General features: G+C 72.0%; 19 protein-coding genes. 11 read left to right on the top strand and 8 right to left on the bottom strand.

The window, feature by feature from the left end; genetic code table 11:
• Nucleotides 1–19: 19 nt before the first annotated feature.
• Nucleotides 20–2,881, top strand: coding sequence for a DEAD/DEAH box helicase (locus ACIQ7M_RS26350; RefSeq protein WP_403648670.1), 2,862 nt, complete (start codon nucleotides 20–22; stop codon nucleotides 2,879–2,881).
• Nucleotides 2,882–3,121: 240 nt separating this feature from the next.
• On the opposite strand, the gene atzF is transcribed toward ACIQ7M_RS26350, so the two are convergent.
• The 4 genes from atzF to ACIQ7M_RS26330 all read right to left on the bottom strand — a co-directional run bounded on the left by atzF (nucleotide 3,122) and on the right by ACIQ7M_RS26330 (nucleotide 9,794).
• Nucleotides 3,122–4,786, bottom strand: a complete 1,665-nt coding sequence (gene atzF, locus ACIQ7M_RS26345; protein ID WP_403648667.1) for an allophanate hydrolase — start codon at nucleotides 4,784–4,786, stop codon at nucleotides 3,122–3,124.
• 63 nt (nucleotides 4,787–4,849) lie between these two features.
• Nucleotides 4,850–8,377, bottom strand: a complete 3,528-nt coding sequence (locus ACIQ7M_RS26340) for a 5-oxoprolinase/urea amidolyase family protein (RefSeq protein ID WP_403648664.1) — start codon at nucleotides 8,375–8,377, stop codon at nucleotides 4,850–4,852.
• Nucleotides 8,374–8,973 (bottom strand): urea amidolyase associated protein UAAP2, encoded by a 600-nt coding sequence (locus ACIQ7M_RS26335; protein ID WP_403648661.1) that lies wholly within the window; start codon nucleotides 8,971–8,973, stop codon nucleotides 8,374–8,376. The genes ACIQ7M_RS26340 and ACIQ7M_RS26335 overlap by 4 nt, the downstream gene beginning before the upstream one ends.
• Nucleotides 8,970–9,794, bottom strand: a complete 825-nt coding sequence (locus tag ACIQ7M_RS26330; protein ID WP_403648658.1) for an urea amidolyase associated protein UAAP1 — start codon at nucleotides 9,792–9,794, stop codon at nucleotides 8,970–8,972. The genes ACIQ7M_RS26335 and ACIQ7M_RS26330 overlap by 4 nt, the downstream gene beginning before the upstream one ends.
• Nucleotides 9,795–10,007: 213 nt before the next feature.
• Here ACIQ7M_RS26330 and ACIQ7M_RS26325 point away from each other — a divergent pair, with 213 nt between their 5' ends.
• The 6 genes from ACIQ7M_RS26325 (at nucleotide 10,008) to ACIQ7M_RS26300 (ending at nucleotide 15,530) form a co-directional block, all read left to right on the top strand.
• The gene (locus ACIQ7M_RS26325; RefSeq protein WP_355770996.1) at nucleotides 10,008–10,634 is read left to right on the top strand and encodes a helix-turn-helix domain-containing protein; all 627 of its coding nucleotides are present in this window, start codon (nucleotides 10,008–10,010) and stop codon (nucleotides 10,632–10,634) included.
• Nucleotides 10,635–10,931: 297 nt separating this feature from the next.
• The gene (locus tag ACIQ7M_RS26320) at nucleotides 10,932–12,509 is read left to right on the top strand and encodes a sensor histidine kinase (RefSeq protein WP_403648655.1); all 1,578 of its coding nucleotides are present in this window, start codon (nucleotides 10,932–10,934) and stop codon (nucleotides 12,507–12,509) included.
• Entirely contained in the window at nucleotides 12,506–12,913 is a 408-nt protein-coding gene (locus ACIQ7M_RS26315) for a roadblock/LC7 domain-containing protein (RefSeq protein WP_326788791.1), read from the top strand. The genes ACIQ7M_RS26320 and ACIQ7M_RS26315 overlap by 4 nt, the downstream gene beginning before the upstream one ends.
• Entirely contained in the window at nucleotides 12,910–13,365 is a 456-nt protein-coding gene (locus ACIQ7M_RS26310) for a DUF742 domain-containing protein (protein ID WP_386986531.1), read from the top strand. The genes ACIQ7M_RS26315 and ACIQ7M_RS26310 overlap by 4 nt, the downstream gene beginning before the upstream one ends.
• The gene (locus ACIQ7M_RS26305; RefSeq protein ID WP_355770987.1) at nucleotides 13,346–13,966 is read left to right on the top strand and encodes an ATP/GTP-binding protein; all 621 of its coding nucleotides are present in this window, start codon (nucleotides 13,346–13,348) and stop codon (nucleotides 13,964–13,966) included. Before ACIQ7M_RS26310 ends, ACIQ7M_RS26305 begins: the two co-directional genes overlap by 20 nt.
• Before the next feature lie 76 nt (nucleotides 13,967–14,042).
• On the top strand, nucleotides 14,043–15,530 hold the full coding sequence (locus ACIQ7M_RS26300; RefSeq protein ID WP_403648651.1) for a cytochrome P450: 1,488 nt from the start codon (nucleotides 14,043–14,045) through the stop codon (nucleotides 15,528–15,530).
• Here ACIQ7M_RS26300 and ACIQ7M_RS26295 read toward each other — a convergent pair.
• The 4 genes from ACIQ7M_RS26295 to ACIQ7M_RS26280 all read right to left on the bottom strand — a co-directional run bounded on the left by ACIQ7M_RS26295 (nucleotide 15,524) and on the right by ACIQ7M_RS26280 (nucleotide 20,550).
• The gene (locus ACIQ7M_RS26295) at nucleotides 15,524–16,483 is read right to left on the bottom strand and encodes a pseudouridine synthase (RefSeq protein ID WP_403648648.1); all 960 of its coding nucleotides are present in this window, start codon (nucleotides 16,481–16,483) and stop codon (nucleotides 15,524–15,526) included. The two genes, ACIQ7M_RS26300 and ACIQ7M_RS26295, sit on opposite strands and share 7 nt — an antisense overlap.
• A 4-nt stretch (nucleotides 16,484–16,487) precedes the next feature.
• Nucleotides 16,488–18,038, bottom strand: a complete 1,551-nt coding sequence (locus ACIQ7M_RS26290) for an amino acid permease (RefSeq protein WP_403648645.1) — start codon at nucleotides 18,036–18,038, stop codon at nucleotides 16,488–16,490.
• A gap of 633 nt (nucleotides 18,039–18,671) precedes the next feature.
• Nucleotides 18,672–19,511 carry a siderophore-interacting protein gene (locus ACIQ7M_RS26285; RefSeq protein WP_403648642.1) on the bottom strand — a complete coding sequence of 280 codons (840 nt, stop codon included), beginning with the start codon at nucleotides 19,509–19,511 and terminating at the stop codon, nucleotides 18,672–18,674.
• Nucleotides 19,512–19,611: 100 nt separating this feature from the next.
• Nucleotides 19,612–20,550 carry a 5'-3' exonuclease gene (locus tag ACIQ7M_RS26280; protein ID WP_355771008.1) on the bottom strand — a complete coding sequence of 313 codons (939 nt, stop codon included), beginning with the start codon at nucleotides 20,548–20,550 and terminating at the stop codon, nucleotides 19,612–19,614.
• Between the two features lie 168 nt (nucleotides 20,551–20,718).
• Between ACIQ7M_RS26280 and ACIQ7M_RS26275 the strand changes: the two genes are divergently transcribed.
• The 4 genes from ACIQ7M_RS26275 (at nucleotide 20,719) to ACIQ7M_RS26260 (ending at nucleotide 26,542) form a co-directional block, all read left to right on the top strand.
• The gene (locus ACIQ7M_RS26275) at nucleotides 20,719–21,810 is read left to right on the top strand and encodes a glycine betaine/L-proline ABC transporter ATP-binding protein (protein ID WP_403648639.1); all 1,092 of its coding nucleotides are present in this window, start codon (nucleotides 20,719–20,721) and stop codon (nucleotides 21,808–21,810) included.
• Nucleotides 21,803–24,412 (top strand): ABC transporter permease/substrate binding protein, encoded by a 2,610-nt coding sequence (locus ACIQ7M_RS26270; RefSeq protein ID WP_403648636.1) that lies wholly within the window; start codon nucleotides 21,803–21,805, stop codon nucleotides 24,410–24,412. The genes ACIQ7M_RS26275 and ACIQ7M_RS26270 overlap by 8 nt, the downstream gene beginning before the upstream one ends.
• A 719-nt stretch (nucleotides 24,413–25,131) precedes the next feature.
• Complete coding sequence (locus ACIQ7M_RS26265) at nucleotides 25,132–25,713, top strand: helix-turn-helix domain-containing protein (RefSeq protein WP_386986551.1); 582 nt, start codon at nucleotides 25,132–25,134, stop codon at nucleotides 25,711–25,713.
• Between the two features lie 109 nt (nucleotides 25,714–25,822).
• Nucleotides 25,823–26,542, top strand: a complete 720-nt coding sequence (locus ACIQ7M_RS26260) for a helical backbone metal receptor (protein WP_403648633.1) — start codon at nucleotides 25,823–25,825, stop codon at nucleotides 26,540–26,542.
• Nucleotides 26,543–26,555: the final 13 nt, after the last annotated feature.

Raw genomic sequence — 26,555 nt, 5'->3', positions numbered from 1 at the left:
ACAGCCGCTTATCGGGATAATGATCGTCCTTGTGTCAGTGCCTCCCGGTAGTCTCGAAAGCACGATGACAGAGGACCTCTCACCGGCCGAGCGGTACGCGGCAGCACGCAGGCGCGCTGCCGAGCAGGCCACCGCGCTCGCCTCCTTCCGCGAGATGTACGACTTCGGCCTCGACCCCTTCCAGATCGAGGCCTGCAAGGCCCTCGAAGCGGGCAAGGGCGTGCTGGTGGCCGCGCCCACCGGCTCGGGCAAGACGATCGTCGGCGAGTTCGCCGTCCACCTCGCCCTCCAGCAGGGCAAGAAGTGTTTCTACACCACACCGATCAAGGCGCTCTCCAACCAGAAGTACGCCGACCTGTGCCGCCGGTACGGCGCGGACAAGGTCGGCCTCCTCACCGGAGACAACAGCGTCAACTCCGAGGCACCGGTGGTCGTCATGACCACCGAGGTCCTGCGGAACATGCTGTACGCGGGCTCACAGACCCTCCTCGGACTCGGCTACGTGGTGATGGACGAGGTGCACTACCTCTCCGACCGCTTCCGCGGCGCCGTCTGGGAGGAAGTGATCATCCACCTCCCCGAGTCGGTGACCCTGGTGTCGCTCTCGGCGACCGTCTCGAACGCCGAGGAGTTCGGCGACTGGCTGGACACCGTGCGCGGCGACACCCAGGTGATCGTCTCCGAGCACCGGCCCGTCCCGCTGTTCCAGCACGTGCTGGCCGGACGGCGGATGTACGACCTCTTCGAGGAGGGCGAGGGCCAGCGCAAGGCCGTCAACCCCGACCTCACGCGCATGGCGCGCATGGAGGCGAGCCGTCCCTCGTACCAGGACCGCAGACGCGGCCGCGCGATGCGCGAGGCCGACCGGGAGCGTGAGCGCAGACAGCGCTCGCGGATCTGGACGCCGGGCCGGCCCGAGGTCATCGAGCGGCTCGACGCCGAAGGGCTGCTGCCCGCCATCACGTTCATCTTCAGCCGCGCGGCCTGCGAGGCCGCCGTGCAGCAGTGCCTGTACGCGGGGCTGCGGCTGAACGACGACGCGGCGCGGGCACGGGTGCGTGAACTCGTCGAGGAGCGCACCGCCTCCATCCCGGACGAGGACCTGCACGTCCTCGGCTACTTCGAATGGCTGGAGGGCCTGGAGCGCGGCATCGCGGCCCACCACGCGGGCATGCTGCCCACCTTCAAGGAGGTCGTCGAGGAACTGTTCGTCCGCGGCCTCGTCAAGGCGGTCTTCGCGACCGAGACCCTCGCGCTGGGCATCAACATGCCGGCCCGCTCGGTGGTGCTGGAAAAGCTCGTCAAGTGGAACGGCGAGCAGCACGCCGACATCACACCCGGCGAGTACACCCAGCTCACCGGCCGTGCCGGCCGCCGCGGCATCGACATCGAGGGCCATGCGGTCGTGCTGTGGCAGCGCGGCTTCAGCCCCGAGCATCTCGCGGGACTCGCGGGCACCCGCACCTATCCGCTGCGCTCCAGCTTCAAGCCGTCGTACAACATGGCCGTGAACCTGGTCGAGCAGTTCGGCCGGCACCGCTCGCGCGAGCTGCTGGAGACGTCGTTCGCGCAGTTCCAGGCCGACAAGTCGGTCGTCGGGATCTCCCGGCAGGTGCAGCGCAACGAGGAGGGTCTCGAAGGCTACAAGGAGTCGATGACCTGCCATCTCGGTGACTTCGACGCGTACATGGCGCTGCGCCGCGAACTGAAGGACCGCGAGACCGAGTTGGCCCGGCAGGGGATGTCGGAGCGCCGTGCCGAGGCGGCCGTCGCCCTGGAGAAGCTGAAGCCGGGTGACGTCATCCACGTGCCGACCGGCAAGTACGCGGGACTGGCGCTGGTGCTGGACCCCGGGCTGCCCGCCGGCCGCTCCAACGGCCACCGCGGCTTCGAGCAGCACGACGGGCCGCGTCCGCTGGTGCTCACCGCCGAGCGCCAGGTGAAGCGGCTGGCCTCGATGGACTTCCCGGTGCCGGTCGAGGCGCTCGACCGGATGCGGATCCCGAAGTCCTTCAACGCCCGTTCGCCGCAGTCCCGTAGAGACCTCGCCTCCGCCCTGCGCACGAAGGCCGGGCACATCGTGCCGGACCGGCACCGCAAGAGGCGCTCCGAGGCGGCCGACGACCGTGAGATCGCCAGGCTGCGCACGGCGATCCGCGCGCACCCCTGCCACGGCTGCAACGACCGCGAGGACCACGCCCGTTGGGCCGAGCGGTACCACCGGCTCCAGCGGGACACCTCGCAGCTCGAACGCCGCATCGAGGGCCGGACGAACACCATCGCCCGGACCTTCGACCGGATCGTGGCCCTGCTCACCGAGCTGGACTATCTGCGGGCCGACGAGGTCACCGAGCACGGCAAGCGGCTCGCCCGGCTGTACGGCGAACTCGACCTGCTGGCGAGCGAATGCCTGCGCGCCGGTGTCTGGGACGGGCTCTCCCCGGCCGAACTGGCCGCCTGCGTCTCGGCGTTGGTGTACGAGTCGCGGGTCGCGGACGACGCGATGGCGCCGAAGGTGCCGTCCGGCAAGGCCAAGGCCGCGCTCGGCGAGATGGTGCGCATCTGGGGCCGGCTGGACGCGCTGGAGGAGGACTTCGGGATCAACCAGGCGGAGGGCGTGGGCCAGCGCGAGCCGGACCTCGGCTTCGCCTGGGCCGCCCATGAGTGGGCGTCCGGCAAGGGCCTGGACGAGGTGCTGCGTGAGGCCGAGATGCCCGCCGGTGACTTCGTGCGCTGGTGCAAGCAGGTCATCGACGTCCTCGGCCAGATCGCGGCGGCCGCGCCCGTCTCGGGCGGCGAGAGGTCGACGGTCGCGAAGAACGCCCGCAAGGCGGTCGAGGCCCTGCTGCGCGGGGTCGTGGCCTACTCCTCGGTCGGCTGACCGACGACGACGGCAGGGCCGTCGCCGGATCCGGGGCCCGAGCCCCGGCCGGCGGCGGCCCGCAGCCGTGCCCGCACCCCGCACTCGTGCCCGCACCCCGCACTCGTGCCCGCACCCCGCACTCGTGCCCGCACCCCGCACTCGTGCCCGCACCCCGCACTCGTGCCCGCACCCGTGTCCGTACCGCGGTGTGTCCGTGGCCGGTCGTCACAGGCCGTTCCCGGCTCCGGCGGGGTGCGATCAGCAGGGCCGCCGGTCGTCGAGGTACGCGCGCCAGCCGCCGTACCGCGTGATGTCGGGGGCGTCCTCCAGCGCGCCGGGTTCGCAGAGGAAGCCGGGCACGTGGGTGCCGTCGGCGAGTTCGACGCTGCCCAGGGTCATCGGGCGGGGGAGCGCCGCCAGCAGGCGCCCGAGGCCCTCGGCGGGCAGGCTCCACACCTCGGCCTCGACGGCGCCGCCGCCCGCGCCGACGTGGACGAGCCCCGGCTTCGGCGGACTGGTCGCCAGGGCGTGCAGACGGTACACGGCGGCGGTCGTCGTCGTCCGTTCGAGGCGGGCGCCCAGAGCGAGCAACTGGGGGTTCAGCGGCAGGCCGGACAGATGCGCCCCCACCACGGCGAGGCGGGTCTCCGGTTCCAGGAGGCGGGCGATCCCCGCGAGCCGTTCGTCGGTGAACGCCGGGCCGATCAGCATCACCCCGAAGGGATGTCCCGCCGCTGTCCGCCCGGCCGGGACGGCGACCGCCGCCAGGTCGAACAGGTTCGTCGAGTTGGTGAAGCGGCCCAGCCGGGCGTTGGCGCCCAGCGGGTCGGCGGCGACCTCGGCGAGCGTGGGATGGCCGGGCGCCGTCGGCAGGAGCAGCGCGTCGGCGTCGGCCAGTTCCGCGAGGGCCCGGGCACGCAGGGACGCCAGCCGCTCCTGGTCCGCGTAGAGCCGGTGGGCCGGGATGTCCCGCGCGCGGGTGATGATCCCGGCGACGGTCGGGTCGAGCCCGGCAGCCCCCTCGGAGATCTGCTTGTCGACAAAGCCCCCCACCGCCGTGTAGCGCTCGGCGACGAAAGCGCCCTCGTAGAGCATCGCGGCGGCCTCGGTGAACGGGGCGAGGTCGAGCGCGCGCACCTCCGCCCCCGCCGCGACGAGCGCGCGCACCGCCGCCTCGTAGGCCTCCGCCCAGCCCTCGTCCAGTGCGCCGAGTTGTGCCGTCGGCGGGACGGCGACGCGCCACGGGCCGGGCGCGCGCTGCGCCAGGGGCGGCAGCTCGCGTCCGGAGGGGGTCGCGAGGCGGGCGAGGGCCTGTTCGGCCTCCGGGAGGGTGCGGGCGAACACGGTCACGCAGTCCAGGGAGGCGCAGGCCGGGACGACGCCGGTGGTCGGCACCAGGCCGCGGGTGGGCTTGAGGCCGACGATGCCGTTGAACGCGGCGGGCACGCGGCCCGAGCCTGCGGTGTCCGTGCCGAGCGCCAGGTCGACGATGCCGAGGGCCACCGCCACGGCCGATCCCGAGCTGGAGCCGCCGCTGATCCTCTCCGGGGCCAGGGCGCCCCGGACGGCGCCGTACGGCGAGCGGGTGCCGACCAGGCCGGTGGCGAACTGGTCCATGTTGGTGGTGCCGAGCACGACGGCTCCGGCCGCGCGGAGGCGGGCGACCGCGGGGGCGTCTGCCTCCGGGGTGTAGGCGTAGGCCGGGCAGCCGGCGGTGGTGGGCAGGCCGGCCACGTCGATGTTGCCCTTCACGGCGAGGAGCCGGCCGGCGAGCGGGAGGTGCTCTCCGGCGGCGGCCCGCTCGTCCACGGATCGGGCCTCGCGTTCGGCCTCCGCCCGGGGGCGCAGGTCGATCCAGATCTCGGGGCGGTCCACGGCCTCGATGCGGGCGTACGCCATGCGGACTCGGGTGAGGGCGGACATCGGAACTCCTCGTGACGGAGGTCGTGGGCGGGTGGAGACGGGGTGATCCCGCGGGGCGGGCGGTCAGGGAGTCGAGGGTTCCCGGGGCGCGAGGACGAGCAGGGCCGTGCCCGCCTCCACCTGGGCGCCCGGGCGGGTGAGGATCCGCTGGACCACGCCGTCGATCGGGGCGGGGACACGTGACTCCATCTTCATCGCCTCCAGCGCGAGCAACGGCTGCCCCGCCGTGACCTGTTCGCCCGGGGTCACGTTGAGCTGCCACACCGACGCGGCGAACTCGGCCTCGATCAGCCGGCCGCCCGCCGGGACCGTCACCTCGACGGCCGGCGCGGGCGCGGCCCCCGCGTCCTCGGCCCGCCTGAACTCGCCCGCCGCCTCCCAGGCGTCGCGCTCGGCGGAGAACGCGTCGCCCTGCCGGGACCGGAACTCCGCGATGGACCCGGAGTTCTCGGCGAGGAAGGTCTCGTACGCGGCGAGGGAGAAGGTGCCCTCCTCCACGCGGGGCACGAAACGGCCGGAGACGATGTCGGCCCGCAGTTCGAGGAGTTCGTCCGCCTCCACCGGGTACCACTTGATCCGGTCGAAGAAGCGCAGCAGCCACGGCGAGCCCGGCTCGAACGCGCCGCGCTGCTGCCAGGGCGACCACACCTGGGTCGTACGGCCGACGAACTGGTAGCCGCCGGGGCCCTCCATGCCGTAGACGCAGAGGTAGGCGCCGCCGATGCCGACCGAGTTCTCGGCGGTCCAGGTGCGGGCCGGGTTGTACTTGGTGGTGACCAGGCGATGGCGCGGGTCGAGCGGGGTGGCGACCGGCGCGCCGAGGTAGACGTCGCCGAGGCCGAGGACGAGGTACTCGGCGTCGAAGACGGTGCGGTAGACGTCGTCCACCGAGTCCAGGCCGTTGACGCGGCGGATGAACTCGATGTTCCAGGGGCACCAGGGGGCGTCGTCGCGGACCCCGGCGATGTAGCGGGCGATGGCCTCGCGGGTGGCCGGGTCGTCCCAGGACAGCGGGAGATGGACGGTGCGGGAAGGGACGACGAGCTGGTCGCTCGGGGGCAGGGCGCGGACCGTGCGGCGCACGGCGTCGAGGAGTTCGCGCTGGGGCAGCCGGCGCGGGTCCGTCTGGATCTGAAGGGAGCGGATGCCCGGCGTCAGGTCCGTGACGCCGTCGAGATCCGCCTCGGTCACCGCCTCCATCAGCGCGTGCACCCGCATGCGCAGGGCCAGGTCCAGTTGCATCGGCCCGAACTCGACCAGCAGGTTGTCGTCGCCGCTGCGGCGGTACGTCACGTCGCCGTCCCGGGCGAGCACCCCGCCGTCGACGATCGCGGGCCGCGCCGAACCGTCGTCGGCGAGCGGCGCGAAGCGCACGGTGTCGCCGGGGCGGAGCTGGCCGAGTTTCCAGCGTTCCGTGGTGACGACGGTCGCCGGGCACACGAAGCCGCCGAGGGAGGGGCCGTCCGGGCCGAGCAGCACCGGCATGTCGCCGGTGTAGTCGACGGCGCCGACCGAGTACGGGGTGTCGTGGATGTTGGAGGGGTGCAGGCCGGCCTCGCCGCCGTCCGTGCGGGCCCAGCGGGGCTTGGGCCCGACGAGCCGCACTCCGGTGCGGGCCGAGTTGAAGTGGACCTTCCAGTCGGCGGCGTAGAAGTCGTGGATGTCGTCCTCGGTGAAGAACTCCGGTGCCGCGTGCGGTCCTTCGAGGGCGCTGATCCGCCAGGCGGCGGTGAGGCCGGGGCGCTCGGCGGGCGGCACGGGTGTCCCGGATTCCGTGACCGTGCCGCCGTGCAGGACGTCGCCGGTGCGCAGGGTCCGGCCGCCGTGGCCGCCGAACCGGCCGAGGGTGAAGGTGGAGGCGCTGCCGAGGAAGGCGGGCACGTCCAGGCCGCCGCCCGCGAACAGGACGTAGGTGCGCAGACCGTGCCCGTCGGGCGCGCCCACATCCAGCACCGCCCCGGCCGGCACGGTCACCGGCTCCCACTGGGCGACGGCGGACCCGTCCACGGTGACCGGCGCGGGCGCGCCCGTGACGCAGACCGTCGTGGTGTGCGTGAACCTCAACGCCGGTCCCCGCAGGGTGCATTCGAGTCCGGGCGCGCCCTCGGGGTTGCCGAGCGCCGTGTTGCCGAGCCGGAAGGAGAGGTCGTCCATCGGGCCGCACGGCGGTACCCCGACCTGCCAGTAGCCGGTGCGTCCGGGCCAGTCCTGCACGGTGGTGAGGGTGCCGCCGGCCACGACCTCGACGCGCGGGGTGGGATCGCTCACGCCGGCCAGCGTGGCGGTGGAGTGCGCCGCCTTCCGGAAGGACGGTTCGGCGAGCGCGGCCCGCACCAGGCCGAGGTTCGTCTCGATGCCGTCCACGCGGGTCGCGGCCAGTGCCGCGTCGAGGCGTTCCAGGGCCTCGGCCCGGTCCGCCCCGTACGCGATGACCTTCGCGAGCATCGGATCGTAGGAGGTGGTCACCTCGGTGCCGGTCTCGACCCAGCCGTCGACGCGGACCCCGCCGGGGAACGCGACCCGGGTCAACAGGCCCGCGCTGGGCCGGTGTTCGCGCGAGGGGTCCTCGGCGTACACCCGCGCCTCGACGGCGTGGCCGCGCGGTGGCCCCGGTTCCCGTACGACATCGGTTTCGCCCCGGGCCAGCCGCAGCATCCAGGCGACCAGGTCGACGCCGTAGATCTCCTCGGTGACCGGGTGTTCCACCTGGAGGCGGGTGTTGACCTCCAGGAAGTACGCCTCCTCGCGGGCGGCGTCGTAGACGAACTCGACGGTTCCGGCCGAGCGGTAGCCGACCGAGGCGCACAACTCGCGTGCGGCGGAGGCGAGTCCGTCGCGGACGTGGGCGGGCAGGCCGGGGGCGGGTGCCTCCTCCAGGACCTTCTGGTTGCGGCGCTGGAGCGAGCAGTCACGGTCGCCGAAGGTGACGACACGGCCCCGGCCGTCGCCGAAGACCTGCACCTCGACATGGCGGGCGTGTTCGACCAGGCGCTCCAGGAACACCCCGGCCGAGGAGAAGGAGGCCGCCGCGACGCGCTGCACCCGGTCCCAGGCCTGCGTCAGTTCATCGGCGGATCGACATGCCGACATGCCGATGCCGCCGCCACCGCCGGTGGCCTTGAGCATGACGGGGTAGCCGATGCGGCCGGCCGCCTCCAGGGCCTCGGGAAGGCCGGGGAGCAGTCCCGTGCCCGGTGCCAGCGGTACCCCGGCGGCCTCGGCCGCCGCCCGCGCCGTGTGCTTGGCGCCGAACAGTTCGAGCTGCTCCGGTGCGGGTCCGACGAACACGATCCCGGCGTCCTCGCAGCGTCGGGCGAACGCCGCGTCCTCGGACAGGAAGCCGTATCCGGGGTGGATGGCGCCTGCCCCGGTGTCCTTGGCGGCCTTCAGGACCAGGTCGCCGTCGAGGTAGGACTCCTTGGCGGGGGCGGGGCCGAGCCGTACGGCCTGGTCGGCGAGGCGGACGTGGGGTGCCGCGCGGTCGGCGTCGGAGTACACGGCGACGGTCCGCAGGCCCAGTTCGCGGGCCGTGCGGATGATGCGGACGGCGATCTCGCCGCGGTTGGCGACCAGGAGGGTGTCGAAGCTCATGCGGAGTCCCCGATCGTCATCGCGACCGCGGTCGGCTCGAAGCCGTTGCACGGGTTGTTGATCTGGGGGCAGTTGGAGACCAGCACGATCACATCGCGGTCGGCGCGCAGGGTCAGCCGGCGTCCGGGGGCGGAGAGGCCGTCGACGATGCCGAGGGTGCCGTCCTTCTCGACGGGCACGTTCATGTACCAGTTGATGTTCGACACGAGATCGCGCTTGCCGAGGCCGTGACGGGCGCCCTCGGCGAGGAAGTTGTCCACGCAGGCGTGCTGGGACCAGGTGTGGTGGCCGTAGCGCAGGGTGTTCGACTCCTTGGAGCAGGCGCCGCCGACCGTGTCGTGCCGGCCGACCTCGTCCTCGGTGACGGTCATGAGCGGGGTGTGCTCGTTCGACATCAGCACGCTGCCGGTGGTCAGGAAGATGTTCCCCTGGGCCTGGATCGTGTCGGGCGCGCTGTAGCGGACGGCGGTGTCTATGGCGTCGTACACCAGGAAGTCGACGGCCTGGTTGCCGTGCAGGTCGGTGACGGTGAGCGTCTGGCCGGCGCGCAGGAGCGCGGACCAGGCGGCGCGGGCCGGGACGGTGGTGTGCGTCATGCGAGCCCCCTCGTGGCAAGGAATTCGGCGGTGTTGAGGAAGGCGCGGCGGCCTTCGGGTGTGGCCTCCCACAGCGGGTCGCCCGCCGCGGTCGCCCGCGCGCGCCAGGCCAGCACCTCCAGGGGGGTGCTCGTGTAGGCGGGGCGCGGGTCGGCCGGGTGCGGCACGTTCGCGATGAGCACGGTGACGTCCTGCTCGGCGCGCAGCGTGACGGCGGCGCCGGGTCCGGCCGAGCCGGTGAACTCCGGCGAGCCGTCGTCGCGTATCTCCACGCCCTGGAAGAAGGAGAGCGAGGGCGGCAGATCGCGGGGCCCGAGCCCGTTCTTGGCGGCGGCCAGCTTGAACAGCTCGCGGCCGGCCGGGGACGCGGACTGCGGGGTTCCGTCCCCGTAGCGCCCGGTGTTGCGTACGAGCGTGGAGGTGCCGCACAGGGTGTCGTGGCGTCCGGAGCTGTCGGCGACCACCGAGGCGAGCACCCGGCCCTGGTCGGAGAGGAGCAGTCGCCCCGCGCCCAGGTAGGCGTTCCACTGGACCTTGACGGTGTCGGCGACGTTCAGGCGTTCCCACGGCCGGTCGGCGACATACAGCAGGAGGTGGGCGCAGGCGTCGCCGGCGAGGTCGGTCAGGCGCAGTTCGGTGCCCCGGGCCAGCACCTTGTGCGTGTAGTTGCCGCCCGCCACGGTCTCGGCCCAGACGAGGGGGCCCGCCTCGGGCGGCGGGTCCTGCCAGTCGTCCGCGGGGACCACGGGCATCGTCTCGGCGCGGGTTCCCTGCTGGGCGCGGGCGTGATCGCGTGCTCCGTGCGTGGTCGCTGTCGCCATCGCGGGTCCTCCGGCTCCTCGGTCATTTCTGTCGCGCGACAGAAATTAGGTGCGGGGTGGGTCGCGGCCGTGTCCCGTGTGTTGCCGGGCGGTTACCTGTCCCTCACGCGGGGTGCGCCGCCGGTGAGGGGCCGTACGTGCCGTGGCCCGGGTGTCCGCCGTGCGCGTCGCGGCGCCCCGCCCGGGCGCGTCGGGTGTGCGAGGATCGAACGCATGGGAACGGGTGGCGGACGCCGGGTCGGCAGGCCCCGGGCCGCGCAGCGGCCGGACAGCGGACTGTCGCCGCGCGCCGAACTGCTGGACGCCGCCGCCGAGTTGTTCACGACGCGGGGCTACGCGGCCACCACCACCCGGGCCGTCGCCGAGCGGGCGGGCATGCGCCAGGCGTCCATGTACCACTACGTCACCGGCAAGGAGGAGCTGCTCGCCGAGCTCCTGGAGTCCACGGTCACCCCCTCCCTGGCGTACGCCCGCGAGCTCCTCGCCGACGACACGGCGTCCGCGGAGGGCCGGCTGTGGGAGCTGTGCCGCACCGATGTGGAGGTGCTGTGCGGGGGGCCGCACAATCTCGGCGGCCTCTATCTGCTGCCCGAGGTGCGCACCGAACGCTTCGCCGGCTTCCACGCCGTGCGGGCCGAACTCAAGGACACCTACCGCCAGTTGCTCGCCGCCACGGCGGCCGGCGGCGCGCTCGCCAAGAGTGAGCTCGATCTGCGGACGGATCTGCTGTTCGGGCTGATCGAGGGCGTCATCCTCGTCCACCGCTCCGATCCGCAGCGCCCGGTGTCCGCCTTCGCCGAGGCCACGGCGGACGCGGCGCTGCGCATCGCCGGGGTCTGATCCCTCACCGCCGGGCCGTTCGCATGCCCGTTCGCCATCACGCAGCGTGTGCGAACGGGGACGCAGCGTGTAAATGAGGCTGAGGGTACTCCAGTCCCATGGGCGGTTTCAGGTGCTCGTCGAATATGACACAGCGTTGATCCGGTCGGACTAAGCTCGCCCGCAGCGCACCGAGTTGAGGTGTATTCGTGCGCTTGTTCCCAAAAGTTCCGAAGATCTGGTTTGACCCATACCGATCCGTGCCGTTTCCCCCACAAACCTCCCCCACCCCCAGCCGACTTGTCTCAGAGGGCATACATGGTGAGTGTTCAATCGCCTCCCGGTGACAGTGAACTTCCCTACGCGCGCGTGCTGTTGCTGCCGGCCGTACTGATGGCGGTGGCGACCGGCGCGGCCGTCGCCGTCGTGACCGAGCCGGCCCGGGTCGCGGTGGCCCTGTGCGGCGGCTTCGCCACGCTGCTGGTCATCGCGATCGGCGGTGAAGCCGTCCGCCGCGGCCGCGTCGCCCGTGAACTGCGGGCCGACTTCGCCCGCCGCACCGCTTCCCTGGAGCAGCGCGTCGCCGCGCACGACCAGGAGATCGTCCGCTTCACCCGGGACGTCCTGCCGTACGCGATCGACCGGCTGCACGAGGGGAACTCCCCGTCGGAGGTCATGCGCACCCTGGGCCGCGACAACCCGGTCCTCCGCGACGTCCCCGCGTCCCAGAAGGACCTGCTGAAGAAGCTGCTCAAGACCATCGACGCCGAGGAGTCGATGCGCGACGCGGCCCAGCGCTCCTTCGTCAACATCGCCCGCCGCGTCCAGGCCATCGTCCACCAGCAGAACAACGAACTCCGCGAGATGGAGGAGGACCACGGGCGCAACCCAGAGGTCTTCGACGACCTGCTGCGCATCGACCACGGCACCGCGCTGATCGGCCGGCTCGCCGACTCCATCGCCGTGCTCGGCGGCGGCCGTCCCGGACGCCAGTGGCCCGAACCCGTACCGCTGTTCAGCGTCCTGCGCGGCGCGATGTCCCGCATCCTGGAATACCGGCGCATCGAGCTCCACAACATCGTCGACATCGCGGTCGACGGTGTCTCCGTCGAACCGCTCATCCACGCGCTCGCCGAGCTCCTGGACAACGCCACCCGCTACTCGCCGCCCCACACCAAGGTGCACGTCACCGCGATCGAGGTGCAGACCGGCATCGCCATCGAGATCGAGGACGGCGGCGTCAGCCTCAGCGACGAGGCCCGCGGCAAGATCGAGGAGCTGCTCCGGCTGGCCGCGGAGGGCGTCGACCCGAACACCATGGGCCAGGCGCCCCGGCTCGGGATGGCCGTCGTCGGACGACTCGCCCAGATGTACAACATGCAGGTCTCGCTGCGGCAGTCCGCGTACGGAGGTGTCCGCGCCGTCCTCGTCGCACCGCGGGCCATGCTCACCACCGACTTCGCCCCCGGTCTCGCGCACGGCATCGGGGCCAGCTCCGTGGCCGGCATCGACAACGGCGGAGTCGAGGGCCCCGCTCGCAAGCCCAAGAAGCGCAAGCCGACCACCGGCCCCCGCATCCCGTCGTCGAGCGGCGACCCGCTCGAGGACGACGTCCCGGTCGTCACGGAATGGACGCCGAACGGTCTGCCGCAGCGCCGCAGCCGTATGAAGGTCCCGCTCAGCCGGCGGTACGCCGAGGCCCGCGCGGAGCAGGAGGCCGCCGAGGCCGCCGCCTCCTGGGAACCCGACCCCGAGCCGCAGGAGAAGGAGCCCGAACCCGGGCTGTGGGTCGAGGCGTTCATGAACGGGCTCAAGGGCGACCCGGACCCGACCGAACTCAGCACGGACAGCCGGCCGGGCCCGGCCGAGGCCGACGACGAGGGGGACCTCAAGTGATCCAGCAGCGAGCCAACTTCGACTGGATGCTCAAGGAACTCGCCGACGGAGTGCCCGGCATCCAGCAGATCGTGGTGCTCTCCGCCGACGGACTGCGCATCGCCCGCTACGGCGGCGACCCGGACGCGGCCGACCGCGTCGCCGCGGCCTGCGCGGGCCTGCAGAGCCTCGCGGGAGCCGTCGCGGGCGAGATCCCCAAGAGCGACGGCCGGATGCGGATGGTCATCATCGAGATCAACGGCGGCTACTTCTACCTGATGTCGGCGGGACCCAACGCCTACCTCGCCGTCCTCGCCAACCAGACCGCGGAACCCGGGCTGATGAGCAACCGCATGCGCGACCTCGTCGTCCGCATCGGCGCCCATCTCACCAGCCCGCCGCGCCGCAACGGGCAGACCGTATGAGCCCTCCGCAACGCCGACGGCGCCAGCCGAGGGAGCGGCCCCCCGAACCTCCCGCACCGCCCACCCCCCTCGCGGGCCCGGAGGACTCCGCGGGGGAGGGCCGGGAGGGCGAGGGCAAACCGAAGAACCCGGAGCGGCTGTACGTCCTCACCGGCGGCGGCGAGGACGGCGACCGGGCCGAGGTCGACCTGGTCACGCTGGTCGTCGCCCGTGCCGTCGCACCGCCGCCCGCCACCCAGCCGGAGCAGTCGGCACTGCTGCGGCTGTGCAGAACCCCCCTGTCCGTGGCCGAGATCTCGGCCTATCTCAATCTGCCGTTCAGCGTGGTGACCGTCCTGCTCACCGAGCTGCTGACGGCCGAACTGGTACGGGCGCGCGCCCCGATCGTCCGTCAGGCGCTCCCCGACCGTTCCCTCCTCGAAGCGGTGATGCATGGACTTCAAAAGCTCTGACACCGTCACGGGCCCTCGCGCCGAGGACCACCTCCCGCACACCGCGCAGGCGGCGGTGAAGATCGTGATCGTGGGCGGCTTCGGAGTCGGCAAGACGACCATGGTCGGTTCCGTCAGCGAGATCAAGCCGCTGACGACCGAGGAGACCATGACACAGGCCGGTATAGGCGTCGACGACAACTACGGGTCCGAGACCAAGACCGCCACCACCGTGGCCATGGACTTCGGCCGCATCTCGATCACGGACCAGCTCGTGCTCTACCTTTTCGGCACGCCGGGCCAGGAGCGCTTCTGGTTCCTGTGGAACGGCCTGTTCGAGGGAGCGCTCGGCGCGGTCGTCCTGATCGACACCCGCCGCCTGGAGGTCAGCTTCGACGTCATCGGACGCCTGGAGGAGCGCGGTGTCCCGTTCGTCGTCGCGGTCAACGACTTCCCCGACGCGCCCCGGTACCCGGTCGAGGACCTGCGGGCCGCGCTCGACCTCGCCGAGGAGATCCCGATCGTGCGGTGCGACGCCCGCCGCAGGGCGTCCAGCCGGGACACCCTCATGACCCTGATGCGATTCCTGCATTCCCTCGCGATGACGTCGGCGCACCGCTGAACGCCGTACGGTGAAAGCAGCATCCGTACGCCAACTACCAATCCACAGAACGTACTTGAGCTTCGGAGCGATCATTGTGACGACCGAATCCCATTTCCCGGCCGGTACGGAAGACCCCGCGTTCGGCCCCCCGCCCGGCTGCCCCGCCCACACCATGGGCCCCGGCGTCGGACCGGGCGGACTGCGCCGCCTGTACGGGCCCGAGGCGGAGGACCTGGGCGCGCTGTACGAGAAACTGAGGGCCGAACACGGCGCCGTCGCACCCGTGCTGCTGCACAACGACGTGCCCGTCTGGGTGGTCCTCGGCCATGCCGAGAACCTGCACATGGTCAGCACCCCCGCGCACTACGCCCGCGACAGCCGGCTGTGGACCGCCGTGCAGGACGGCACGGCGGGAGCAGACCATCCGCTCGCCCCCCACATCGCCTGGCAGCCCATCTGCTCCCACGCCGAGGGCGACGAGCACCTCAGACTGCGCGGCGCCGTCACCGGCGCCATGTCGACCATCGACTTCCGCAGCCTGCGCCGCTACATCAACCGCGCGACCCAGCGCCTGGTCAACGCGTTCTGCCCGCTCGGCAAGGCCGACCTGGTCGGCCAGTTCGCCGAGCATCTGCCGATGTCCGTGCTCTGCGAGATCATCGGCACGCCCGAGGACTACAACGACCGCATGGTGCACGCCACCCGTGACCTGCTCAAGGGCACCGACACCGCCATCGCCAGCAACGAGTACGTCATGAGCGTGCTGACCCAGCACACCCTGCGGCGCCGCGCCGAACCCGAGGACGACCTCACCAGCCACCTCATCAACCACCCGGCCCGGCTCACCGACGACGAGGTGGCCCAGCACCTGCGGCTCGTCCTCCTCGCCGCCTACGAAGCCACCGCCAACCTCATCGCCAACGTGCTGCGCATGCTGCTCACCGACCCGCGCTTCCGCGCCCAGCTCAACGGCGGGCAGATGACCGTGCCCGAGGCGGTCGAGCAGTCGCTGTGGAACGAGCCGCCGTTCAGCGCCGTCCTCGGCTACTTCGCCAAGCAGGAGACCGAGCTGGGCGGCCAGCGCATCCGCAAGGGCGACGGACTGCTGTTCGGGATCGCGCCCGGCAACGTCGACCCCCGGATCCGTCCCGACCTGGCCGCGAGCATGCAGGGCAACCGCTCCCACCTCGCCTTCGGCGGCGGCCCCCACGAGTGCCCGGGACAGGACATCGGCCGTGCCATCGCCGATGTCGGCGTCGACGCCCTGCTGTTGCGCCTGCCCGACGTCGAACTCGACTGCGACGAGAGCGACCTGCGCTGGCGCAGCACCATGTCCTCGCGCCACCTCGTCGACCTGCCCGTGCGCTTCGAGCCCAAGCCCACACAGGAGGTCACCCAGCGGCCGTCCGTGCGCGCCCTGCCCGCCCAGCGGACCCCCTGGCAGGTGACCACCGAGGAAGCCGCCGCACCGGCCACGCCCGCACCGCAGCCCCAGGCCCCCGAGTCCGTCCCGGCCGCCCCCGGGCCCGCCGCCCGGCCCGGCGCCTGGCAGCGCCTCCTGCGCTGGTGGCGCGGCTACTGATCCCCGGTGCCCCGGCCCGACCAGGTGTCGTACGCGGTCCACGCCTCCAGCGTCCGCCCGCTCACGAACCGATGGGCCCGGCCGGTGACCGGATCGGTGAACTCCAGTGTCCGCGCCAGCAGTTGCAGCGGACGCCGGAAGTCACCGGCCGGCACCGGCCCGGTCACCACGGGGTACAGCGGATCGCCGAGGATCGGCACGTCCAACGCGCTCATGTGTACCCGGAGTTGATGGGTCTGCCCGGTCCGCGGGGTCAGCCGGTAGCGCCCGAGACCGTCCCGGTGCTCGACGAGGTCGACCACGCTGACCGCGTTCGGCTCGCCCGCCACCTCCCGGGCGGCCATCACCCCGCGCTCCTTGAGGATGCGGCTGCTGACCGTACGCGGCAGACCCAGACCGGAGTCGTACGGCGCCACGGCCTCGTACTCCTTGGCGATCAGCCGGTCGCGGAACAGCGACTGGTACGCGCCGCGCTCCCCGGGCCGCACGGTGAACAGCACGAGCCCCGCGGTCAGCCGGTCGAGACGGTGCGCCGCGCCCAGCTCCGGCAGCTCCAGCTCCCGGCGCAGCCGCGCGAGAGCCGTCTCGGCGACATGGCTGCCGCGCGGTGTGGTGGCCAGGAAGTGCGGCTTGTCGGCGACCACGATGTGCTCGTCGCGGTACACCACGTCGAGCGGGAACGGCACCCGCTCCTCGTGCGGCAGCTCTCGGTGGAACCACAGGAACAACCCCGGCGCGTAGGCCTCTTCGGCGGTCAGCGGCCGTCCGTCCTCCAGGACGATCAGCCCCTCGCCGATCATCGTGTCGATGACTCCGTCGCCCGCCGCGAGCCGTTCCACCAGGTACGCCCGCGCCGTGGCCCAGCTCCCCTCGCGCGGCAGTCTGATCCGCACGGGGTCGACCCCGTGGCGCTGCGGGAGGGGAGCGGGCGGGATCCGGGGCTTGCGTCTCACCCGGTCAAGCGTACGAGGCCTCGGCGGCCTCGGGCGCCGCCGCCTTCGCCGACCGCGCCTCGAACGCCCGGTAGGCGGCGCCCGCCACCAGCGTCACGGCGAGGAACAGCAGGGTGAACCAGCGGAAGTACCAGTGCCCGCCCGCCGGGTCGTACACCGCGGCACGCGGCCACGCCAGGTTGACCGTCATGAAGAGGCCGTAGGCGAGGGCGAGCGCGTTGACGGGGACGCCCCAGCGGCCCAGCGAGAAGAGCGGGGCGCCCGTCTCGTCGGTGCCCTCCACCGCGAAGCGCCCGCGCAGCCGGCGCACCAGCAGGGGTCCGGTGACCATCGCGTAGGCGAGGTACAGCATCACGATGCAGGTGGTCCCGATCGCCAGGAACGCGTCCGGCGAGGCGAAGTTCAGGAGCAGCAGGGCCGTCGCGAGGAAGCCGACGACCAGGGCGGGCGCGGCGGGCATGCCGGTGCGCGCGTCGACCTTCGCGAGCCGGGCGGAGAAGGGGAGCCGGCCGTCGCGGGCCATCGAGAAGAGCATGCGGCCGGCGGCGGTCTGGATCGCCAGGGTCGCCACCGCGATCGCCACCACGACGTCGGCGAGCAGCGCCCGGCCCACCCCGTCGCCGAGGCTGCTGGTCAGGACGTAGCTCAGTCCGTCGACGCCGAGCCGGCCGTCGGTCAGGCTCGGGGCGGCGAGCAGCCCGCCGAGCACGATCAGCCCGCCGAGCAGACCGGCCGCGCCGAGCGCGGTGAGGATCGTACGAGGCGCGGTGCGCCTCGGGTGGTGGGTCTCCTCGCTCATCTCCCCGGCGCTGTCGAAGCCGATCATGACGTACGCGGCCATGAACGAGCCCACCATCAGCGCCCCGAACAGGCCGCTGCCGCCTCCGCCGGTGTGGAAGGTGATGCCGGGGGAGCGCTCGGAGTGGGTGAACAGCAGCACGATGATCAGGACGGCGCCGATGATCTCGGCGGTCACGCCGATCCGGTTGACCGCGGACATCACCCGGTTGTCGAGGACGTTCACCAGCGTGGTCAGGACGAGCAGGACGGCGCCCAGGACGGCCGCGTTGGCGGCGCCGTCGGGGCTGGTCGGGGCCGGATCGTCGCCGACGAGCTGGAATCCGCCCCAGATCGCGGGCAGGACCATCTGCAGCGCGAGCGCCGCCGCCGCGACCACGACGATCTGCCCGATCACCATGATCCAGCCGGCGAACCAGCCGAAGGAGGGGTTCGACAGGCGCGAGGACCACTGGTAGATCGCGCCCGAGATCGGATAGCGCGCGGCGAGTTCCGCGAAGCAGGCGGCGACCGCGAGCTGTCCGGCGAGCACGGCCGGCCAGGTCCAGAAGAAGACCGGGCCGCCGAACGAGTACCCGAAGGCGAAGAACTGGAAGACCGTGGTCAGGACGGAGATGAAGGAGAACCCGGCGGCGAACGAGGCGTACCGGCCGAGGCTGCGGTGCAGTTCCTGGCGGTAGCCGAACTCGGTCAGGGAACGGTCGTCCGGCGAAGCGGGCGGATCGGGGCGTACGTCGGAGGGGGCGGTGGTGGTCACGGCGGCACCTGCCTTCGGCGCGAAGGGTGAAGGGTGAGTGGGGGGGGCGAGCAGGATTCCTGTCGGGTGACAGAAATTAGGGAGCCCCTGTTTCCCCCGCGTGACGCGCCCGTATCACCGACGGACCCAATTCCTCACGCCCCCGCCGCCCCCGCTCCACGCCCCGCCGCCGGCCCTTCACGGGCGCGCTTTCCGCTCCGCGCGCCTCGCCTCCGGGTCTCCGCGGCCCGGACCTGCCGTCCACCACGCGCGGCCCGCCGTCCGTCCTTGGCGGGTGTGCTTTCCGCTCCGCGCGCCTCGCCTCCGGGTCTCCGCGGCCCGGGCCTGCCGTCCACCACGCGCGGCCCGCCGTCCGCCCTTCACGGGCGTGCTCGCCGCTCTTCGCGCCTCGCTTCAGGCTCTCCGCGGGCCTCTCGTCCGCCGCACGCGGCCCGGCCTCCGCCCTTCACGGGCCCAATCTCCGCCCTTCGGCCCGCGCGGCCCGCTCTCGCGGGTCCGCCGTCCGCCCTCCCCGGCCCCGCGGCCCTGTTCCTCGCGGGCCCGGTGCCCGGTGGTGCCCGTGCATACGTCAGGAGGCGGACCCGCGTCCTGCGGGTCCGCCTCCTGGGGCGTACGGGGTGGGGAGGGCCGGTGTCAGGCGGCCGGGGCCTCCTGCTCCGCCTCCACCTGGGCGTTCCACTCACGCTTCGCGGCCTGCCACCCGTCCTCGTTGTGGCCGAGGCGCCAGTAGCCGGAGATGGACAGGTCCTCGCGCGGAATCCCGCGCTCGACCCGCAGCAGACCCCGCAGTTCCTTCACGAAGGCGGCCTCGCCGTGCACGAACGCGTGCACCCGGCCCTCCGGGAACTCCAGAGCCCGTACGGCCTCAACCAGGGTCGCGCCGATGGGCCGGTCGCCGCGGTGCAGCCAGACGATCTCCGCGTCGGAGTCGATCTTCTGCTCCTCCTCGGGCCCCGAGACCTCGACGAAAGCGCGGACCGTGGCGGCGTCGGGCAGTGACTCCAGCGCGGCGGCGATCGCGGGCAGCGCGCTCTCGTCACCGGCGAGCAGGTGCCAGTCGGCGGTCGTGTCGGGCGCGTAGGCGCCACCGGGGCCCATGAAGCGGACGAGGTCGCCCGGCTGTGCCCGAAGGGCCCAGGGACCGGCGAGTCCCTCGTCCCCGTGCACCACGAAGTCCAGGGTCAGCTCACGCGTCTCGGAGTCCCAGGCGCGCACGGTGTACGTCCGCGTCACCGGCCACTGCGCGCGCGGGAACTCCTCGCGGACGCGGTCCAGGTCGAAGGGCTCGGGATAGGTGACACCGGGCGGGCCGAAGAGCAGCTTCACATAGTGGTCGGTTCTGCCACTCGTGGCGAAGTCCGTCAGGGCGTCGCCACCGAGGACCACCCGCTGCATGTGGGGCGTCAGCCGCTCGGTCCGCAGCACCTTCGCGGAGTGGGGCTTCCGGGGCTTGCGTTCCGGGCGCTCTGCCATGACTGCCTCCTGCTCAAATAGTTAGGCTTACCTAAGTTAGCATTCCTTCCTCGGTGACACCTATGCACGAAGAGGTATCCGTCGGGTCAAAAGTGTTCAGCTAAGCCTGCAGTGTCACGAGCAGGCGGTGCAACGATCCCCCCAGACCCCAGCGCGAGGCCAGTTCCTCCAGCGCGGCGGGATCGCGCGGCGCGTGCGGCAGTGCCGTGTCCACCCCGGGGAGCGGCACGTCCCCGGCCACCTTGACGACGGTCGGCGCCACGGCGATGTACGGCCGCGACTCGTCGAGCCGCTTGCGCTGCGACGGCGTCAGCTTCGCCCTCGGGTCGTCGACCGCGGCCATGATGCCGGCCAGGTCACCGAACTCGGCGAGCAGCTTGGCGGCCGTCTTCTCCCCGATGCCGGGCACTCCGGGCAGCCCGTCGCTCGGGTCGCCGCGCAGCAGCGCCAGATCCGCGTACCCCGGACCGTCGACTCCGTACTTCTCGCGCAGCCACGCCTCGTCGGTGAGCTGGAGCGTGCCGACACCCTTGAGGGGATACAGCACGCGCACCCCCCGCGCGTCGTCGACGAGCTGATACAGGTCGCGGTCGCCGGTGACGATGTCGACCGGGCCGGCGGCACGGCCGGTGAACGTGCCGATCACGTCGTCCGCCTCGTACCCCGCGACGCCCACGCGCGCGATGCCCAGCGCGTCCAGGACCTCCTCGATGACGGGCACCTGCGGGGAGAGCGTGTCCGGCACCTCCTCCTCGTCCGGGCCGGTCTCCGTCTCCACCGCGACCCGGTGCGCCTTGTACGACGGGATCAGGTCGACCCGCCACTGCGGACGCCAGTCCGCGTCCATGCAGGCCACCAGATCGTCCGGACGGTGGTCCTTGACCAGGCGGTCGATGAACTCCAGCAGTCCGCGCACCGCGTTCACCGGTGTGCCGTCCGGGGCCTTCACGGATTCCGGGACGCCGAAATAGGCGCGGAAGTACAGCGAGGCGGTGTCGAGGAGCATCAGTCGTCGCGTCTGCAGAGTCACGCTCCGCATCATGCCGTACGCCACTGACAGTGACCTGGACCACTCCCGTGTTTGCTCCGTGTAAGCGGGGGCAGGCGCCGCCACTGACGAACGCGGTTGTGAATTCAACCGTCATCGGCAGCCGGGAACGCACGGGTCGTCCTTCCATGCGCACCCCTGCCCCGACGAGAGGCACCTGTGTCATCCAGGCTTGAGGCCGACCATCTGTACAAGGTGTTCGGAAGACGACCGGAAGCGGCGGTGGAACGGCTCCGCCAAGGGGCCGACCGTGAGGAACTGCGCGCCGACGGCACCACCGCCGCCGTGATCGACGCATCCTTCACGGTGGAACCGGGCCAGATCTTCGTCGTCATGGGCCTGTCCGGATCCGGCAAGTCCACGCTGCTGCGCATGCTCAACGGACTGCTGGAGCCCACCGCGGGACACGTGCGCTTCGACGGCCAGGACCTCACCGGGCTCAGCGCCCGCGAGCTGCGCGAGGTCCGCTCCCGGAAGATCAGCATGGTCTTCCAGCACTTCGCGCTGTTCCCGCATCGCAGCGTGCTGGAGAACGCCGGTTACGGCCTGGAGGTCCAGGGAGTGCCGGCCGCCGAACGCCGTGAACGGGCGGCCGCGGCCCTGGAACTGGCCGGACTCGCCGGCTGGGAGAAGTCCTGGCCCGACGAACTCTCCGGCGGGATGCAGCAACGCGTGGGTCTCGCCCGCGCGCTCGCCACCGACGCCGATCTGCTGCTCATGGACGAGTCGTTCAGCGCGCTGGACCCGCTGATCCGCCGCGACATGCAGGACCAGCTCCTCGAACTCCAGAAGAAGCTCAAGAAGACCATCGTCTTCATCACGCACGACCTCAACGAGGCGATGCGCCTCGGCGACCGCATCGCCGTCATGCGCGACGGCCGCATCGTCCAGGACGGCACCGCCGAGGACATCCTCGTCCGGCCCGCCGACGACTACGTCGCCTCCTTCACCCAGGACGTCGACCGCTCGCGGGTGCTGACCGCGGGCGCCGTCATGGACACGGACCTGCGTGGCGACGAGGCGGACTGCGCCTGCGAGACCGCCACGCCCGACACCCCGTTCGTGGACCTCTGCGCGATGAGCGCCCGCCTCCCGCACCCGGTCGCGGTCGTCGACAAGAAGCACACTCTCGTCGGCGTCGTCCCGCGGCAGCGGCTCCTCGGCTTCCTCGGCGACGAGCAGGGCGGCCCCCGGACCTGTCCCGGCGGACAGGACAGCGGACAGGACAAGGGGGTGAAGGCCCATGCCTAAGATCCCCTTCGGCGACTGGGTCAACGACGCGGTCGACTGGCTGCTGAACCACATGGCGTGGCTCTTCGACTTCCTCAAGACCGTCTTCACGGGCACCTACGACGGCATCGACGCCGTCCTCCAGGCACCCCAGCCGCTGCTCCTCGCCGGCATCTTCGCCGTCATCGCCTTCTGGCTGCGCGGCACTTCGGCCGGTCTGCTCACCTTCGCCGGATTCGCCTTCATCGACTCCCTCGAACTGTGGGAGGACGCGATGGTGACCCTGTCCCTGGTCCTCGTCGCGACCCTCATCGCGCTCGTCGTCTCCGTGCCCGTGGGCATCTGGGCGGCCCGGTCCGACCGGGTCAGCGCCGTCGTCCGGCCGGTCCTCGACTTCATGCAGACGCTGCCCGCGATGATCTACCTCATCCCGGCGATCCTGTTCTTCGGAACCGGCGCCTCCGCCGGCATCGTCGCCACCCTGATCTTCGCGCTGGCCCCCGGTGTCCGCATGACCGAACTGGGCATCCGCCAGGTCGACAAGGACCTGGTCGAGGCCGCCGACGCGTTCGGCACCACCCCGCGCGCCACCCTGCTGCGCATCCAGCTCCCGCTGGCCCTGCCCACCGTGATGGCGGGCGTCAACCAGGTCATCATGCTGGGCCTGTCCATGGCCGCCATCGCCGGCATGGTCGGCACCGGCGGCCTCGGCGGCGACGTCAACGAGGCCATCGGCCAGTTGAACGTCGGCCTCGGCTCCGAGGCGGGCGTCGCGATCGTCATCCTCGCGATCTACCTCGACCGCATGACCGGCGCGCTCGGCACCCAGGTCTCCCCGCTCGGCCGGCGCGCCGCGGCCAAGGCGCGCGCCGCGCGGGGCCTGCGGATCTGGTCGTACCGCCCCCGTCCCGTCGTGGCCATGGCGGGCGTCGTCGTGCTCGCGCTCGTCGCGGGCGGGATGGGCGTCCTCGGCGGTGGGGGCACGGCGGCCACCGCCGCCGACGGCGAGAACGTCGGCCAGGGCAAGAAGGTCACCATCGGCTACATCCCCTGGGACGAGGGCGTCGCCTCCACCTTCCTCTGGAAGGAGATCCTGGAGCAGCGCGGCTACCAGGTCGACGTCAAGCAGTTCGACGCCGGCCCGCTCTACACCTCGCTCGCCCAGGGCGACATCGACTTCGAGACCGACTCCTGGCTGCCGACCACACACGCCGAGTACTGGAAGAAGTACGGCAAGCAGCTCGACGACCTGGGCTCCTGGTACGGCCCGACATCCCTGGAGCTGTCGGTGCCCGCCTACATGAAGGGCATCGACTCCCTGGAGGACCTCAAGGGGCAGTCCGGGAAGTTCGGCGGCAAGATCACCGGCATCGAGTCCAGCGCCGGAATGATGGGCCTGCTCAAGAGCAAGGTGCTCAAGGCGTACGGGCTCGACAAGGAGTACGAGGTCGTCGACAGCTCCACGCCCGCGATGCTGGCCGAGCTGAAGCGCGCGTACACCGCGAAGAAGCCGATCGTCACCACGCTCTGGTCGCCGCACTGGGCCTACAGCGAGTACAAGCTGAAGAAGCTCAAGGACCCGAAGGGCGCCTGGGGCAAGGGCGACGGCGTGCACACGCTGTCCCGCAAGGGTTTCGCGCAGGACGACCCGGTCGTCGGCGCGTGGCTGAAGAATTTCAAGCTGACCGAGAAGCAGCTCACCGGCCTCGAGGCCGAGATCAACAAGGTCGGCAAGGGCAAGCAGCAGGACGCCGTGCGCGCCTGGCTGAAGAAGAACCCCTCGGTCGTCGGCGAGCTGGCCCCCGTCGAGAAGGCCGCCGCCCCCGCCGAGGCGAAGCGCCCGCTGGACGTCGCCTGGTTCCCCTGGGACGAGGACGTCGCCGTCACCTATCTCTGGAAGAACGTGCTCGCCCGGCGCGGCTACACGATCGACCTCAAGCAGATGGACGTCGGCCCGGTCTACACCGGCCTGGCCTCCGGCGACCTCGACCTCAACTTCGACGCCTGGCTGCCCCACGCCCAGTCCAACTACTGGGAAGCGCACAAGGACCACCTGAAGGACCTGGGCACCTGGTACGAACCGACCTCCCTGGAGATCGCGGTCCCCTCGTACGTGAAGGACGTCCGGTCGCCGGCCGACCTCAAGGGCAAGTCGAAGACCTTCGGCGGAAAGATCATCGGTATCGAGCCCGGCACCGGTGAGATGAACCTCCTTAAGAAGAAGGTGCTTCCGGGCTACGGCCTGGACAAGGAGTACGAGGTCGTCGACGGCTCCACGCCCGCGATGCTGGCCGAGCTGAAGCGCGCGTACGCCGCGAAGAAGCCGGTCGCGGTCGTGCTGTGGTCGCCGCACTGGGCGTACAGCCAGTACAGGCTCACCAAGCTCACCGACGACAAGAAGCTGTTCGGCGAGGGCAACACGATCCGGACCATCGCCTCGGAGGAGTTCCCGAGCCGGTACCCGAAGCTGGCCGGGTGGATCAAGGACTTCAGGATGAGCGAGGCCGAACTCGGCAGCCTGGAGAGCGAGATCAAGCAGCGCGGCCAGGGGCACGAGGAGGAAGCCGTCGCCGCGTGGCTCGACGAGCACCCGGACATGGTGGAACGCATGACTCCGCGATAGCGGACGAGCCGCGTGCCCACCGGGGCACGCGCGAGCCGTCCACGCCGGGGCGCGTCGAACGGTTCACTCCGAGGGGTGGTCCTCGTCGTCAGGGTTCTCTTGACCCGTACGACGAGGACCACCCCTCGTCGTGTCCCGGGTTCGCGGACTCCGTCCGTCCGGGCGGACGCCGGTCCGCACGCGCGGGCGACGGCTCCGGTGGTCGCGTACTGGCGTACGAGAGGGATCCGGACAACCGTGCCGCGGCGCACGACCGCACCTCACCGACGCGTTCCCGCGCCGCGGCGCGGGCCGCGTGCCCCTGTCGTTCGGGGCGTCGCCGGGCACGGTTCCGAAGGCCCGCCGCACATCAGCTCCGTGCGCGCGGACACGGCCGGCCCCGACCGCCGGCGCACGCCACTGGCCGAGACGCACCACCAACTGCGCACCAGGGCAACGGACTTCAGGATCCGATCCGGCCGTCCGAGGGTCCTGACGGGGAGTTCCGCCCTCGTGATCGGCCCTTTCGCCCCGTATGCGGGGGCGGCGGCGCCAGGCGCGCGACGGCTCGCGCGGTGGCGCGAACTGTAACCCTCACACTCCCTCGAAGTGACAGCGATGTGACGGGTCCATGAAACGGTTTGCCGAACATGCGTAGGGTGCAAACAACTCAACAGAAGCAGCGGGCCGTAAATCCGCGCGGTTCGCGGACCGACGACGCGAGGGAGGGAGCCGGAGCGATGGGCGACCACAAAGAACAGCCCCTTCGGGTGGGCGCGGCCGTACGGCGACGACGCCGGGCACTGCGGCTCACGCTCGCCGTCGTGTCCGAGCGCAGCGGCCTGTCGGTGCCCTTTCTCAGCCAGGTGGAGAACGAGCGGGCGCGGCCCAGCCGGAGTTCCCTGGAACGGGTCGCCGAGGCCCTCGGCACCACCGCCGCCGACCTGCTCGCCGCCGCCGACCCGGCGTGCAGCGTCGACGTCGTGCGCGCCGACGACGGGGCCGAGTTCACCCCCGGGGCCCACGCCCGCCCCCTGGTGCGCGGTCACCACCAGCTCCACGCCACCGAGTTCACCGGCGACCACGAGGAGGCCCGCGAACTCCAGCACCGCAACGACAAGTTGATGTACGTCGCCGACGGCGGTGTCGAGGTCGAGGCGGAGGGACGGGCGCACCGGCTGGGCCGGGGCGACACGCTCTATCTGACGGGCGGGGTGCGGCACCGCTGGCGTGCCACCGTGCCGGACACCCGGGTCGTCGTCGTCGAGGTCGCCGACCACATCGACGCCGTGGAGGACCCGCACTCCTTCGGCAAGCGCTGAGCCCCGCGGGCGACCGGAAGCCGGGCGGGGCGGGGCGGCGCGGGCGGGGCGGCGCGGGAGAGAATGGCGGGCGACAGGGGACAGGACGGCGCGGGAGAGGCGGACGGGTATGCGGGTGGTGTCCCTCGTGCCCTCGCTGACGGAGGCCGTGGCCGTGTCCGTGCCCGGCGTCCTGGTCGGCGCCACCGACTGGTGCAGCCACCCGGCGGACCTGGACGTCGCCCGGATCGGGGGCACCAAGAACCCCGACGTCGACGCCGTCGTACGGCTGGCGCCCGATCTCGTCGTCGCCAACGAGGAGGAGAACCGGGAGCCCGATCTGGCCGCCCTGCGGGAGGCGGGGATCGAGGTACTGGTCACCGAGGTCCGCGACGTGCCCGGTGCCCTGCGGGAACTGGACCGGGTGCTCGCCGCCTGCGGCGCGCGCGGCCGCCCGCGCTGGCTGGACGCGGCGGAGACGGCCTGGGCCGAGCCGGCCGCTCCGGATGGCCGCAGGACCGCGATCGTGCCGGTCTGGCGCCGGCCCTGGATGGTGCTGGGCCGGGACACCTTCGCCGGAGACGTCCTGGCCAGGCTGGGCGTCGACAACGCGTACGCGCACCACGACGAGCGCTACCCCCGCGTCCCCGTCGCCGAACTGACCGCGTCGGGCGCCGACCTCGTGGTCCTGCCCGACGAGCCCTACCGCTTCACCGCCGACGACGGCCCCGAGGCCTTCCCCGGCCTGCCCTGCGCCCTCGTCGACGGCCGCCTGCTGACCTGGTACGGCCCGTCACTCGCGGAGGCGCCTGCCCGCCTCGGCGCGGCGCTGGGCCTCGCCGACCGCTGATCCGGGCCCTCTC

The sequence above is a fragment of the Streptomyces sp. NPDC096324 genome (genome assembly GCF_044763015.1).
GTDB lineage: Bacteria > Actinomycetota > Actinomycetes > Streptomycetales > Streptomycetaceae > Streptomyces.
Note: the sequence above shows the minus strand (reverse complement) of the source record. Positions and strands in the feature narration are given on the sequence as shown.